Source organism: Exiguobacterium sp. s133 (genome assembly GCF_018618595.1).
Classification (GTDB): domain Bacteria; phylum Bacillota; class Bacilli; order Exiguobacteriales; family Exiguobacteriaceae; genus Exiguobacterium_A; species Exiguobacterium_A oxidotolerans.
Genome location: NZ_JACSMK010000004.1, coordinates 157,812 through 171,697, shown reverse-complemented (window position 1 = coordinate 171,697; position 13,886 = coordinate 157,812). Strand labels below are relative to the sequence as shown.

Genomic DNA, 13,886 nt, shown 5'->3' with positions numbered 1-13,886 from the left:
TTAGCAACTTTGTTGGCCAAAAAAGGCCGGATTCTTATTGTACCAAATATGGGACGAAGATGCATAGTGCAATCACAATTGATGTAAGCGCCAACACTAAAACTGCACCGCTTGCGATGTCTTTTGCCGCCTTGGCTAACGGATGCCACTCTTTCGTCACTAAATCGACCGTTCTTTCAAAAGCTGTATTCAGCATTTCCGCACCTAGAACGGTACCGATCGTTAAAAATAAGATGGCACGTTCAACGGACGAAAGTGGGAAATAAAATGCTGCAATCGTGACGACTAGTCCGAGAACAAAATGAACTTTCATATGTCGTTCTTCTCGAACGGCTTGTCGGATGCCCGCTAGCGCATGGACAAACGGAACCCACCAGGACTTCACAACTCGCCTCGATACAACTCGAAGTGATGTAGAATTTCCTCCTGACGTTTTGTCATGACTTCTTCATCTGCCTTTTCGATGTGGTCATACCCTAACAGATGTAAAAAACCATGGACGGCTAGAAAACCAAGTTCCCGCTCAAACCGATTTCCATATTCAGCCGCTTGTTCCCGACACCGTTCGACGGAAATGATTAAATCACCCAGTACAACAGGTTCGTCTTCTAGTAATTGAAAGTCAATTTCATCTTCTCCGAGCTCATCCATCGCAAACGAAATGACGTCCGTCGCTTGATCTTTCCCACGCCAGTCGCGATTGATTTCTCTGATTTCTTCATTCGTCACGAATGTGACGGACAGCTCACTATTGACTTCGACTTCTTCTTGTTTCGCAGTATAAATAAGAATCGATTCGACTAAGCGCTGCTGTTCCTCGCTCAATAAGTTTCCCTCGTCTGTCATATAAGTATTCATTTCGTTTCCTCTTTCTTTAATTCAGGATATTCAATCCGTTCGTGGAACAATCCCGAAAGCGTATGACACGCACTTTCCCCGACACGATAAATGTCACGTGTCGTAATGTCACATTCCGCGAATTGATCGTCGAGCATCTTCTCTCGAATGATTTTCGAGACAAGATCACGAATCCCCTCTTCAGTCGGAGACTTCATCGAGCGGACAGCTGCTTCAATCGAATCCACAATCATGATGACTGCCGCTTCTCGTGTCTGTGGTTTCGGTCCACTGTAACGGAATTCCGCTTCGTTGACTTCACCTTGCTCCGTTGCTTTTACATAGAAGTAGCGGAGTAACGACGTACCATGGTGCTCTTGGCAAATCGCGACGATTGCCCCCGGGATTTTTGCTTCTTGTAAGAGTTCTACTCCATCATCCGTATGCGCTAAAATAACACGCGCCGACTCGATTGGTGTCAATCGATCGTGCGGATTACGGCCATGTTGATTTTCGATGAAATAAAGCGGACGGCGGGTTTTCCCAAGGTCATGATAATAAGCACCAACTCGCGCAAGTAACCCATCTGCCCCGATTGCTTCACATGCCGTTTCAGCTAAGTTCGCGACCATCATACTATGATGATACGTTCCTGGTGCTTCGACCAGTAATTTCTTTAATAACGGATGTGTAGGATTTAACAGTTCTAATAACCGTGTCGGAGCCAAGATTCCGAAAGTCATTTCTAAAAATGGTAACAAACCAATCGCGAAGATAGCACTCAATACGCCGCTCGCGATCGCAAACGCCGTTAACGTTAGCGTTTCCTGAAGTTCAAGTTGCCCACTGCGCATCAATAAGAAGGTAAAGAAGACAACGATGTTCGCAGCAGAAATCATTAAACTACTCAAGAAAATCCGTCGTCGTGACAAACTCGATTGTAAAAAGAATGTCGCGACGAGTCCGCCTACCACTAAGTAAATCGCAATGTTAAAACTAAAGTTTTGGTTCGTGCTATAGAAAAATGTGCCGGCAAGCGCCATAAAGAGTGTGCTGGACAAGGCGATTCGTTCATTCAGCAAATTTCGTAAAACGAGTGCCGCGAATGCCGTCGGTGTCAACAAGTACAGTACAGGATTGATATCCTCTGCCAAAAACGCCATTCCGTATGTCACGACAAGTTGCAAAATCACGACAAGATAGACAAGACCGAACAAACGTACTTTACCCATCTTCGCGTATCGAAGATTTGAACGAGCGATGAATCCATATAACAGCAACGTCATTAAACCACTCAAAAGTAACGTTCCTAACAATGGTTTGAACGACTTCCGGTCAGAGATCAATCCGACAAGCTTAAGCTGACGGTATTCATCTTGCGAAATCACTTCACCACGCTTAACGATAACCTCCCCTTCAGAAATGATGACAGGTTCGACTTTATCGCTCGTTTGATTTCGTAATTGCTCCGTCTTCTCAGGGTCATACACGTAGTTCGTGACAATCAATTGATCGGTCAATGCCTTACTGACCGCTTTTAATGAAAAAGATAATGGTGTTCGGTCGATGTCGAGCCGTGCATTCTCACGCGCTTCTGCTAACTCTCCGTCCTCAGAAGAAATCCGCTGTTTCATTGCTTCTTCAATTGCCGTAATCACCGCGTCACGTGTCGTGCTTCGAACGGACGAAGAAGACGTCGCAAGCAAACGCAATTCATCATCTTTCAATAAATCAGCCGCCTCTGTATTTCGAAGCCGCTGCTTAATCCGTCCGATATCTTCTGCCTTCGTTATACCTTTTAAGCTCGCAAAGAGTTGTTCCACCTTATCAATTTGTTGCGATGCATATTCTTTTTTGACCGTATACTGACTGTCAATCGCAGCTACGGTATTTTCTTTAATCTGTCTGGTCGCTTCACGGTCTTCGATGGTCAAAGGAGATCGGATATCTTCTTCCGCGATAGAGAAGGCTTCTGCCGCCAAAGCTTCCGGGCGAACGGACACATACATCATCGTTGACACGATGATGTAAAATCCAATCGTCAGCAAGCTGATCCACAGTCCTATTTTCCGCATGTCTTAGTCCCCTTCCCCTTACTTTCATGGTTGAGTTTCAGCCGATTTCTTGGCTGTACGCATCAATGATTTTCCGGACAAGTGGATGACGAACGACATCAGCAGAACTGAAGTGTTCAAAATGAATGCCTCGAACATCACCTAACAAATTCAAGGCTTCTTGCAATCCAGAGGCTTTTCCCCGAGGCAAGTCGACTTGCGTCAAATCTCCTGTAACAATCATTTTCGAATGAAATCCGAGTCGCGTCAAAAACATTTTCATTTGTTCTTTTGTCGTATTTTGAGCTTCATCCAAGATGACGAAGGCATGTTCGAGCGTTCGTCCACGCATGTAGGCAAGTGGAGCAATTTCAATCACACCGCGCTCTAATAAGCGCGCCGTATGTTCGACACCTAACACATCATGGAGCGCATCGTATAACGGACGAAGGTAAGGATCGACTTTTTCTTTTAAGTCCCCCGGTAAGAAACCTAGACTTTCACCAGCTTCAACAGCAGGACGTGTAAGGACAAGCCGTTTCACATGCCCCTCTTTCAGGGCTTTCGCCGCCATGACGACAGCTAAATACGTTTTCCCTGTCCCGGCAGGTCCGATTCCGAACGTTAAATCGTATTTCTCAATCCCGCGTACATAACGTGCTTGACCTAGTGTTTTTGCACGTAATGGTTTTCCTTTATGATTCGTATGAACGACGGTGTCATATAATTCAAGTAATTCATCGACTCGATTTTGTCGTGCCAATTGAATTGCACTTGTTGCGTCACGCTCCGTTAAAACTGCCCCACGATTCACGAGCTGTGTGAGAACGCCGATGACTTGCGTCGCCAGTCTAATCGAGTCCTCCATTTCTGCTTGAACAACCAATTCATCACCTCGATGAACGAGCTGAACATCAAGTTCTGCCTCCATTGTTTTAAGCACCGCATCATTCGGTCCAACGAATGCTTGCGTCTGATCTGAATTCGAGAATGCGAATGGAATTCTTTCATTAAATATCACGTTATGATTGGCCTCCTAATGATGGACAACAGTATGTCATCGCCACAAATCTATTCTCTTCTACTTTAGCATTTCCTAATAATAGATGGAAAGAAAAACCCATCTTGTTGAAACACCTAAAAAGGTCAGCTCCCCTTAAAATTAGGAAGCTGACCTGTTCTTATGAATGGGGTGTTTTTGTTTTACGTTTTGAAACGGGTGGACCGAGGACTTCGCTCCAGATGATGGCACGACGTGCTTCTTCTTGCGTCGTTTGCATCCCTGTTTTCTTGACCGCTTTCGTCCCGATTGCTCCTTCGGCGATTGACCCCTTGATTTCTCCGATATTCGTACTCGTTTTAGAAACCAGCTGACGATCCGTATGCCGTTGCATGTCCGTTCGACGATCTTCTAACAGCGGACGTTGCTGTTTCTTTTTTACAGCCGGCGGTGCATCATCATTCGTCATCGCTTCCGCCTGCCCCACCATGTTCTTCACATAATCCCCAAACTCTTTTGATGGCGTCCTTGTCGGTTGGTTAGCTTTACTTTTATCTGCCGCTTTAGAAATGACAGAGATGACGCCAAATGCCACCATTAAACCGACCCAGATTAAACTTCCCATCCTACATCATCCTTTATTGTGAGTCATTCGGCGAAGACTGACCACCAATTGCCTGGCGCATCTTCGTATCTGCTGTCACGTTGAGGTAATTCGCATAATCCATCACGCTGAAGTTTCCGTCACGAAGCGCTTCCGAAATCGCAAGCGGGACTTCCGCTTCGGCTGCAACAACTTTCGCTCGCATTTCTTCGACACGTGATTTCATTTCTTGTTCGCTCGCAATCGCCATCGCACGACGCTCTTCCGCTTTCGCTTGGGCGATGTTTTTATCCGCTTCCGCTTGATCCGTTTGAAGAACAGCACCGATATTTTTCCCGATATCGATGTCCGCGATATCGATTGATAGAATTTCGAACGCCGTACCGGAATCAAGGCCTTTCGCAAGAACCGTTCGTGAAATCATTTCCGGATTTTCAAGCACTTCTTTTTGATCGTGACACGAACCGATTGTCGAAATGACACCTTCGCCGACACGGGCGATGACTGTTTCTTCACCCGCACCACCGACAAGACGGTCAATGTTAGCCCGGACTGTGATTCTTGCTTTTGCTTTTACTTCAATCCCGTTCATCGCAACACCTGCGATGAATGGTGTTTCGATGACTTTTGGATTAACTGACATCTGTACTGCTTCAAGCACGTTTCGTCCTGCCAAATCAATCGCGGCCGCACGTTCGAAACTAAGTTCGATGTTTGCACGATGCGCGGCAATCAACGCATTGACAACACGATCAACGTTACCACCGGCAAGAAAATGACTTTCAAGTTGGTTCGTATTCAAGTTTAAGCCAGCTTTGACGGCTTTAATTAACGGATTGACGATTTTAGAGGGTGTGACGCGACGTAAACGCATTCCAACGAGTGTGAAAATCGAGACGCGGACGCCGGCCGCCAAAGAACTAATCCACAGTGGGATTGGAACGAGCGTAAAGAAAATTGCGAGGAAGATTAAGACTCCTCCGGATATGAGTAGGACCGTTAACAGTTCAGGTGTCATGTGATTGACTCCTCCTTCGTAGTTTGGACTCGAACGACGACGCGTCCGTGTGTCACTTCTTTGACGATAATTCGCTCACCAGAGCCGATAAAATTCCCTTCAGTCACTGCATCGATCCGATTCCCATCGATTTCAATCGTTCCAGCAGGTCGTAAAGGCGTCAAACTGATACCTTCCTTGCCATTGAGTTGAACTTTCTCTTCATGTGACAAATACCCTTTTTCCGACGATGTCGAATCCGTCAAAATCAAACCTCTCCATAACAATGACTGGTTGGATTTGATTCTTCGGTATGCCCAGTATCCTGCCGCCAGCGACAAAAATACGGATAGACCTATCGCAAGGCCGACTTGACCGACCGTCGCACCCGCCATGATCAGGCTCGCGAGGACAGCACCGATACCCACAACTCCAAAGATACCGAATCCTGTGACGAATATTTCGATCAGCAACATGACGACACCGACCAAGAAGACCGCTAAAATCATCCCTAAGCTAAAAGACATTACTCCGTTCACCCCTTTTTATCAGAATCAGACGCTTCTCCCCTTTTGAAACACATTTCTTTGTTACTCTTATTATATACGCTTTCACCCATTAAAAGGTTTCACAACTCTTTTAATTTCTAATTATTCCGATAATATGTGTCAAAAAAACAAATAAAAAAGGTATCCCGAGGGATACCTTCAAAATTGATCAATTTAATTGTTGTTTAACAAGTCGATTAATCAAAGCACCGTCCGCCTTGCCCTTAAGCTGCGGCATGACGACACCCATTACTTTCCCCATATCAGAAGGAGCAGAGGCACCCGTCTGTGCAATAGCTGCATCAACGATTTCCTGAACTTCTTCTTGAGAAAGTTGTTTTGGCATATAAGCTTCGAGCACGATAATCTCTGCTTGAATCTTCTCGACGAGGTCGTGACGATCAGCGCTTTCGAATTCTCGGAGGGAGTCGTTGCGCTGTTTCATCTCACGTGAGAGTATAGTTAGCTCTTCCTCATCAGTTAATTCTTGCTTACCGAGTTTAATCGCTTCATTTTGCAGGGACGACTTCACCATCCGAATCGTCGTCAGACGATCTTTCTCACGCGAACGCATGGCTTCCTTCATATCCGCTGTCAAACGCTCTTGAAGACTCATGAGGATACACCCTCTCTAACGTTAGAACTTCTTACGCTTACGCGCAGCCTCCGATTTAAGCTTACGTTTTACACTTGGCTTTTCGTAGTGTTTACGTTTACGAACTTCAGCAAGCGTACCATCTTTTGAAACACCACGTTTGAAGCGACGAAGTGCGTCTTCAAGTGATTCATTTTTACGTACACGAGTTTCCACTAGTTTTCCCTCCCTCCGATATTACCGACTAAAGGAAACGTGTCAGACACGTCATATAACATTATAGTAGGAATGTACAGAATGGTCAATAGTTGATTGACATGTTCTCATTACATCCTTGATATGTTCCTTTTTGTTCCTTTCTATAGTCTCATGTCGTCCCATTATTTACAACAGATTCATCTGTTTTACCTAAAAAAACGCGGCACTTTTTGTAAGCGCTTTCTTAAAATCATTAAAATGTTTTGTCAAAACAGTGAATGATGTGTCAAAATATAAACAGTTATCTGAAAAAGGAGTTGGTATTATTTATGAAAGAAGCAAAACGAGTCATCTGGGGTCTTCTCATCGGTATCGCCTTAGGACTTGTCCTAGCCGCTCTACCTGACAAGACGATTTACGAAAAATTAGATATGTATGCCTTACAACCAATCGGGACGATTTTCTTGAACCTGATTAAAATGCTTGTTGTTCCAATCGTCTTCTTCTCGATTTCCCTCGGTGTCATGGGTCTCGGGAACCCAAAAGAATTGGGTCGTGTCGGCGGAAAAGCCATCGGGTTTTTCTTATCGACGACAGCAGTTGCGATCATCATCGCACTTGGTCTTGCCTTATTAATCAAACCGGGCGAACGTGGTACTTTCCAGACTGAAGGACTCTCAAAGGCAACCGGTGAGATTCCTGATACAAGTATCATCAATACGATCGTCGGGATGTTCCCGACAAACCCGATCACGGCGATGGCGGAAGGTAACATGCTCCAAATCATCGTCTTCAGTGTGTTCGTCGGGTTCGGAATTACGTTCTTAGGTAAGAAAGCAGCAACGCTTCGTTCGTTCATCGAACAAGGCAATGACTTGATGACGTACTTAATCACACTCGTCATGAAAATGGCGCCGCTCGGAGCTTTCGCCTTGATCGCTTCAGCCGTTGGTTCATTAGGTCTTAAATCATTACAAGCAATGTTCGCGTATATGTCGATCGTCGTCTTATCATTAATCGTTCATTCATTATTCACATATGGTTCTGCCGTCTCTTTGATCGGAAAAATGAATCCGATCTTCTTCTTCAAGAAGTTTGCACCCGTCATGATGTTCGCCTTCTCGACATCTTCGTCGAACGCAACACTTCCGGTCGCGATGCAAACGGCGCAACGTGAACTTAAAGTACCACGGTCTGTCTCAAGTTTCGTTCAACCGCTTGGTGCGACGATCAACATGGACGGAACAGCAATCATGCAAGGGGTCGCGACCGTTTTCATCGCGCAAGTCTATAATGTCGATTTAACACCAGGACAACTCGCGACGGTCGTCTTGACTGCCGTTCTCGCGTCTGTCGGAACAGCTGGTGTGCCTGGAGTCGGCCTCGTCATGCTGACGATGGTCCTCCAGTCGGTCAACCTTCCCGTCGAAGGAATCGCCTTAATCATCGGGGTCGATCGTCTACTCGACATGATGCGGACTGCCGTCAACGTCACTGGTGACGCTGCTTGTGCCGTCATCGTAGCGAAATCGGAAGAAGGTAACTTAAAAGATAAGGAAGTCGAAGACGAGCGCTACGCGTAAGTTTTCCGCTTGATGAAAAAAGGTCGTCCCTACCGTGAATCACTCATGGTAGGGACGACCTTTTTGTATCTTGTTATTTTTTTAGAACAAATGAACTGAGTGGATCTACCGTGATGCTGCCTGAAACATTTCGAAGTGTTTTCGTCCCTGCTGTTTTACCATCGACGATCAACTTCCACTTTCCTTTCGGAAGCGTCAGCTTGACCGCAGCACGTTTTGCGTTATGGACAACGAACAACTCTGCTTTTTGATGTGGTGCATCTTCTGAAAGTTGATACGCGACGACTTGCTCCATCGTATCGACAAACGTCAAATACCGTCTGATGTCTTTCGCTGATCCGAGGTGAAGTGCCGGATTTGCTTTCCGGACTTCAATCAAGCCCTTCATGTAATCGACGTCTTGTTGACGATCCATCTTCCGTTTCCAGTCGAGCTGGTTGACGGAGTCCGGTGATTTATACGAATTATGGTCGCCGCCCTTCGTCCGCATGAAATCTTGACCGGCATGAATGAACGTCGTCCCTTGTGACGTTAACAGGATGCTTGACGCCAAGCGGTGCATTTTCGTTTTCGTCGCATCCGTATCGTTCGGGTTCGTTAAGTTCAACTTATCCCATAACGTATGGTTGTCGTGTGCTTCCACATACGTGATGGTTTGATTCGGCTCTGCTGCAAATCCTGTGATGTCTTGGTTATACGCAATCTCACCGACGATTCCGCGTTTAATGCGTGTTTCAAGACCTGTTTTCCCGTTAATGAATCCTGCATCCGTATCTTCAAAGACACTTCCTTTAAGCGCATCACGCAAGTTATCGTTGAAGTGGGCGACGCCCGGCATTTGTTTTGCATTTGTCTGATTCGCTTTTTCTGTTTCAGGAAGTGGTGTGTTCAAGCTCCACCCTTCGCCAAAAACAAGGATTGATGGATCGATTTTAGTTGTCGTCTTTTTGACGGCATTCATCGTCTTGACGTCATGGATCCCCATCAAATCAAACCGGAAACCGTCCCAGTGGTACTCTTTTGCCCAGTATCCGACGGAGTCGACGATCAACTTATGCATCATCTGGCGTTCTGACGCTGTATCATTCCCGACACCCGTCCCGTTCGCTAAATCGCCACCCGCTGTGTAACGGTAATAGTAACCCGGGACGATTTTATCGAGGTTCGATGCTTTGGCGTCGAACATATGGTTGTAGACGACATCCATGACGGCACGTAGCCCATTGTCATGAAGACCTTGAATCATCTGTTTCATCTCTGTGATTCTGACTTTCGGGTCATATGGATTCGTCGCATATGAACCTTCTGGTGCATTGTAGTTTTTCGGGTCATATCCCCAGTTGTATGATTTTAGCGGATTCGTCTCATCGACGGAAGCCGTATTGAAGTCGTACACTGGAATGAACTGAACATGTGTGATGCCAAGTTCTTTGAGATGATCAAGTCCTGTTTTCGTCTTCGTTTTCTTGCCATCTTTCATTAAACGTGTTCCACGTTCAACTACTCCGAGGTACTTCCCTTTTTGCTTAATTCCTGAATCATATCTTGAACCGGTCACATCAAACATCGACAAATCACGGACGTGGGTTTCATAGATGATGGCATCTGTCGCTTGTTTAAGCGGCATCTTTGATTTCGTCCAGCGTTTCGGATCCGTCTCCTTTAAATCAACGACAACACCTTGATCCCCATTGACAGCAACAGCTGTCGCATATGGATCGACGGCACGCGTCGTATCTTTTGCATGTTTCACTTCATATGTGTAGCCTGTCCCGTCGAGGTCACCTTTTACAGTGACGGTAAAGACGCCACGATCACCACGTTTCATCTCGATTTCTTGTGTGATGTCTTTTGTTGTTGCTGCTGCTTGTTTTGGTAACTTGTATAACTCGAGCTCGACCGTTTGAGCGGTTGGTGCCCACAAACGGAACGTCGTTTTTGATTTTTTATACGTCACACCTAACTTGCCATCATAGGCATACTTTTGATCAAAGGCATCAGAACGTAAGACCTGTCCTGCTTCAAGCACGCCTTCACCGAAGACAGGATGTGTCACAGTCACGATCTTTGCTAAATCGATGTCGGACGAAACCGTTACTTCAAGTGTCTTCGCGTCAAGTTGTGTGACGACCGGATTGACGAGTCCCGTGAACGAAAATTGTCCGATATCGTCTGCTGAGACGGGCGCGTTCGTTTTGAGCGTCAGCTTCTTAAAGTCATCTGCGAGGAAACTCGTAATCTTAGGTGTCCGGTCAATTTCCGGTTTTCCGTAGTAGATTGTTTGATCCCCTTCGATTAACCAGATGTCTTTTGCTCCGGCATAGAAGAAACGATCCGCCCCGTCTTTTTCAGACCAGCCTTCGATATGCGGAATGATCCCGACGAGTCGTTGTTTCGTTGGGTTCGCAAGCGACACGGTTGTGACAGCACCAAACTCATCTTGTTGATTAAATTCAAACCGTTGTCCATCTGCCGCATTCGGCCATGCCCAAACGCCATATTTTTCATAATCGTTGTCATAACGATAATAATGGACGTTCGTTTTGATTGATTCGACGTCAGCCCCGCCTGTCGGATTGACCGGTGAGACGTCTTTACTTCCGGATGCAATCCACACTTCCGCGACACCATCTTTAATCATGTCTTTTGTGATGAATCGGTCATTTTCAGAACCGGAATCTTTGTTCCAGTTATCATCACGGACGATAAAGCCGATTTTTTCTGGTTGGTCGACCGGGAATTCATAAGCGGCAACCTTTCCGTATGCATCTTCTCCGTTAAAGACGTGCGCCTTGTTCGGGAAGTAATCCGGTCCGTTCGCCCAGAGCCAGAGATTCCAATCTTTTTCTGACGTTTTATCTTCTTTATAGTGAATGATGACGAGCGTCGATTTGCCTTTTTCGAGCGCTAATCCGTTCACTGGGAGTAAACTGAAAATTAGTGCAAACGTTAGCACAACTGCACAGACTGATTTCCATCGATTCATGTTCCATCCTCCTTGAATGTATGTAATCGTTTTCATTTCCATTTTCCACACGAATTCCCATACTGTCAAAGTATATTTTAGTTAACTAAAGAAAATAAGCCTTTCGGACCAGAACAAAAAAGGGCTGACTCATAAGTCAGTCCAAAATCAATCCTATATCGATCAAATGCTTATGAAACTTAAAAAACCTGCATGGGTAGGCTGTTCTGTCACATTTCCCTGTCTCGACTCGTCTTCAAAGCGGCAACCTTACGCGCCGCTTTGGAAGCGATTCAAGACGGAAGACGCTTTTAATTCTCGCCACTTTGTCTACAAAGTGAAGAAAACGACAACTCCACAGTCTGTGTTATCCCTTCATCAATGCTTCGAGTGCTTGTTTCGTTTCCCGCATCGACGCATCCGAGGCGAAGAAATACCAAATGCCGTCACTTGCGATATACCCTTCGCCGTCGATTTTCAAGGATTGTAAGTGTTTGAAACCGGTTTGATTCTCTTGTGCCAGTTGGGTCGCTTCAGAAAACGTAATGTTCGTACTGAAATTATCCTCTAAGACCTGACTGAGTTGTTCGAGCTTCGTTAAAATGTTCGGACCTGCAAGTTTCATTCCGACAGACTCAAGAACTTGCCGTTGCCGGATTTGCCGTCCCATATCCCCGAGCGGATCCTGTTTCCGCATCCGGGCGTAACCACTCGCTTCGAGACCGTCCAGTTCAATCTGTCCTTTCTTGTACTCTTTTTGAAGCCGACGGTCGTTCCAACTAAAGGCAGACGGATTATCAACCGTCACACCATCAACGGCGTCAACGAGTTCAATCAGTCCATCCATGTTGATTTTAGCGTAATACGGAATCTCGACGTCAAACGTCTTTTCGACCGTCTGAAGCGTCTCTTCGACTCCACCATAGGCATACGTATGATTAATTTTTGTCGTCTGTCCATCTGCTAACGTGACTTGCATATCGCGCGGAATCGAAAGTGAACTCGCTTGTTTTGTTTTCGGATTAAACGATAACAACATGATTGCATCGGCCCGACCCGGATCATTTTTCCGTTCATCGACACCAATCAACAAAACATGGACAGGTTGCATGACTTCAAGTGGTAATTTTTGCTCACCTTTTAGTGGAGTAATCAATGCATCAGCAGTTTGTTGGAGCTTTAAAAATGCGTATCCGGTCGTCGCACTCGCAATCAAGACGACTAGTAACAAAAGCACACTCGCGACTCGCAAGAACGGATTCGGTCGCTTTTTCTTCATCCGTGATTCCATCATTAACCTCCTCACAGTTTCTGTTGATACGTCTTCATCAGACCGGTGATATTCGAGTTATGCAAGAAGAGTACACCGTCGACTTGTTGTTGTTTTGCGAATTCTGACACATCAAATGTTGCATTGACATACCGGATATCAACGACTTCGAGATTCGCACTTCGGGCGAGAAACGGCAGGACAGGATTCGCAAAGGAATCCTTCAGGACAAGCAGTTTTGGTCCCTTTACGTCCGACCGCATCGACATGATGCCATGGTTGCCCCGTAAAAAGACTTCATACCGGTCGGCATAATCACCTGCTTCCTTGATATAGCTTTCATCGATGACCGGTTGCTGGCACGTGTTGTCGTAGCACACATCAATCCCGTCGAACTGGCTTCCATCGTAATAAGCAAGTGTATCGCCGGTCGTTGCATAGGCGAGGGTCGTTTTCCGGGCAAGTGATCCATAATATTCGTGCCCGGATACTTTCCGGGCGTTTGACGCGACCGGTACTTCTTTAATCGATACCTTGTCCGCTCGCAACTGACGAACGATTTGCTGATAGGCAAAATAAGCTCCGTCAATGTTCCAGTGATGATCCGTTTTAAAATAATCGGACAGCTTCAACTGGTCGAGCGAAATGTTCGTCATCCCTGCCTGATCAAACCCTTCTACCATCTTTTTGTACCGGACTGTCGCGTTCGACGCGACATAGTCGGGTAAAATCCCGTTCTTCTCAGCGACGACCGTCTTTGAAGGAGCTAGTGCCATGTAGACAGGTCGATCAACGGCTTGAACAAATTTCTTAAAACCGTCCGGAATCGGTGTCACCTGTGCCTGACTCGACTCAATCATGTAGTCATTCGGGGCCGTATAAATGCCATTTCGAAACGGTTGGCGTAAGACGTTTTTTGACAAGCGGGCTTGTGTTTCGACGAGTGTCCCACGAAGCAACAATTGATCGGTAAAATACTTTTCGAGTTCTCCCATGTATGCCCCACTGACGACTGTTGCTGTCGTTGGTGGCGTCAATTTTGCGAGCGAACGATTTTCAAGTTGTGACATGACACGGTCCTGTTTCAAGACCGTCCCAAGACCAACCATCGTCAGGATGACCATGAAACTGACTGCCGTCGCCGCCATCATCCGTCGTTCGAACGAGTACTTCTTTCGTGGCCTCTGGTCTTTGTCTGGTCTGAGTGGCGCATGTGCCATGCTGATTCCTCCTTA

Annotated in this window: 13 protein-coding genes; 1 reads left to right on the top strand and 12 read right to left on the bottom strand. The window is 46.1% G+C overall.

The window, feature by feature from the left end; all coding sequences use genetic code 11:
• Positions 1 to 34 precede the first annotated feature (34 nt).
• From KNP96_RS07775 to rpsU, 9 genes are all read right to left on the bottom strand, one after another.
• Positions 35 to 385 (bottom strand): diacylglycerol kinase family protein, encoded by a 351-nt coding sequence (locus KNP96_RS07775; RefSeq protein ID WP_088836557.1) that lies wholly within the window; start codon positions 383 to 385, stop codon positions 35 to 37.
• A complete protein-coding gene (gene ybeY / locus KNP96_RS07770) occupies positions 382 to 858 on the bottom strand; it encodes an rRNA maturation RNase YbeY (protein ID WP_029332938.1) in 477 nt (158 codons plus the stop codon). The genes KNP96_RS07775 and ybeY overlap by 4 nt, the downstream gene beginning before the upstream one ends.
• Positions 855 to 2,912, bottom strand: a complete 2,058-nt coding sequence (locus tag KNP96_RS07765; RefSeq protein ID WP_214765424.1) for an HD family phosphohydrolase — start codon at positions 2,910 to 2,912, stop codon at positions 855 to 857. Before KNP96_RS07765 ends, ybeY begins: the two co-directional genes overlap by 4 nt.
• Before the next feature lie 37 nt (positions 2,913 to 2,949).
• Positions 2,950 to 3,912 (bottom strand): PhoH family protein, encoded by a 963-nt coding sequence (locus tag KNP96_RS07760; protein WP_088836555.1) that lies wholly within the window; start codon positions 3,910 to 3,912, stop codon positions 2,950 to 2,952.
• Between the two features lie 160 nt (positions 3,913 to 4,072).
• Positions 4,073 to 4,516: a hypothetical protein gene (locus tag KNP96_RS07755; protein WP_214769899.1), complete on the bottom strand. Its 444-nt coding sequence runs from the start codon at positions 4,514 to 4,516 to the stop codon at positions 4,073 to 4,075.
• A gap of 13 nt (positions 4,517 to 4,529) precedes the next feature.
• Positions 4,530 to 5,513 (bottom strand): flotillin-like protein FloA, encoded by a 984-nt coding sequence (gene floA / locus KNP96_RS07750; RefSeq protein WP_029332934.1) that lies wholly within the window; start codon positions 5,511 to 5,513, stop codon positions 4,530 to 4,532.
• Positions 5,510 to 6,019, bottom strand: coding sequence for an NfeD family protein (locus KNP96_RS07745; protein ID WP_034801219.1), 510 nt, complete (start codon positions 6,017 to 6,019; stop codon positions 5,510 to 5,512). The genes floA and KNP96_RS07745 overlap by 4 nt, the downstream gene beginning before the upstream one ends.
• A gap of 190 nt (positions 6,020 to 6,209) precedes the next feature.
• Positions 6,210 to 6,656: a GatB/YqeY domain-containing protein gene (locus tag KNP96_RS07740; RefSeq protein ID WP_029332932.1), complete on the bottom strand. Its 447-nt coding sequence runs from the start codon at positions 6,654 to 6,656 to the stop codon at positions 6,210 to 6,212.
• A 21-nt stretch (positions 6,657 to 6,677) separates the two neighbouring features.
• The gene (gene rpsU / locus KNP96_RS07735; RefSeq protein WP_012369719.1) at positions 6,678 to 6,851 is read right to left on the bottom strand and encodes a 30S ribosomal protein S21; all 174 of its coding nucleotides are present in this window, start codon (positions 6,849 to 6,851) and stop codon (positions 6,678 to 6,680) included.
• A 311-nt stretch (positions 6,852 to 7,162) separates the two neighbouring features.
• Here rpsU and KNP96_RS07730 point away from each other — a divergent pair, with 311 nt between their 5' ends.
• Positions 7,163 to 8,416: a dicarboxylate/amino acid:cation symporter gene (locus KNP96_RS07730; RefSeq protein WP_214769896.1), complete on the top strand. Its 1,254-nt coding sequence runs from the start codon at positions 7,163 to 7,165 to the stop codon at positions 8,414 to 8,416.
• Between the two features lie 73 nt (positions 8,417 to 8,489).
• Here KNP96_RS07730 and pulA read toward each other — a convergent pair whose 3' ends face one another.
• From pulA to KNP96_RS07715, 3 genes are all read right to left on the bottom strand, one after another.
• On the bottom strand, positions 8,490 to 11,402 hold the full coding sequence (gene pulA, locus KNP96_RS07725; protein WP_214769893.1) for a type I pullulanase: 2,913 nt from the start codon (positions 11,400 to 11,402) through the stop codon (positions 8,490 to 8,492).
• A gap of 346 nt (positions 11,403 to 11,748) precedes the next feature.
• On the bottom strand, positions 11,749 to 12,672 hold the full coding sequence (locus KNP96_RS07720) for an LCP family protein (protein WP_088836551.1): 924 nt from the start codon (positions 12,670 to 12,672) through the stop codon (positions 11,749 to 11,751).
• An 11-nt stretch (positions 12,673 to 12,683) separates the two neighbouring features.
• Positions 12,684 to 13,871: a DHHW family protein gene (locus KNP96_RS07715; RefSeq protein WP_088836550.1), complete on the bottom strand. Its 1,188-nt coding sequence runs from the start codon at positions 13,869 to 13,871 to the stop codon at positions 12,684 to 12,686.
• Positions 13,872 to 13,886: the final 15 nt, after the last annotated feature.

What these genes read in the sequence shown, in the direction of transcription:
- ybeY (WP_029332938.1), bottom strand. Translation starts at nt 858, where the DNA reads ATGAATACTTATATGACAGACGAGGGAAACTTATTGAGCGAGGAACAG.
- KNP96_RS07765 (WP_214765424.1), bottom strand. Translation starts at nt 2,912, where the DNA reads ATGCGGAAAATAGGACTGTGGATCAGCTTGCTGACGATTGGATTTTAC.
- KNP96_RS07755 (WP_214769899.1), bottom strand. Translation starts at nt 4,516, where the DNA reads ATGGGAAGTTTAATCTGGGTCGGTTTAATGGTGGCATTTGGCGTCATC.
- floA (WP_029332934.1), bottom strand. Translation starts at nt 5,513, where the DNA reads ATGACACCTGAACTGTTAACGGTCCTACTCATATCCGGAGGAGTCTTA.
- KNP96_RS07745 (WP_034801219.1), bottom strand. Translation starts at nt 6,019, where the DNA reads ATGTCTTTTAGCTTAGGGATGATTTTAGCGGTCTTCTTGGTCGGTGTC.
- KNP96_RS07740 (WP_029332932.1), bottom strand. Translation starts at nt 6,656, where the DNA reads ATGAGTCTTCAAGAGCGTTTGACAGCGGATATGAAGGAAGCCATGCGT.
- KNP96_RS07730 (WP_214769896.1), top strand. Translation starts at nt 7,163, where the DNA reads ATGAAAGAAGCAAAACGAGTCATCTGGGGTCTTCTCATCGGTATCGCC.
- pulA (WP_214769893.1), bottom strand. Translation starts at nt 11,402, where the DNA reads ATGAATCGATGGAAATCAGTCTGTGCAGTTGTGCTAACGTTTGCACTA.
- KNP96_RS07720 (WP_088836551.1), bottom strand. Translation starts at nt 12,672, where the DNA reads ATGGAATCACGGATGAAGAAAAAGCGACCGAATCCGTTCTTGCGAGTC.
- KNP96_RS07715 (WP_088836550.1), bottom strand. Translation starts at nt 13,871, where the DNA reads ATGGCACATGCGCCACTCAGACCAGACAAAGACCAGAGGCCACGAAAG.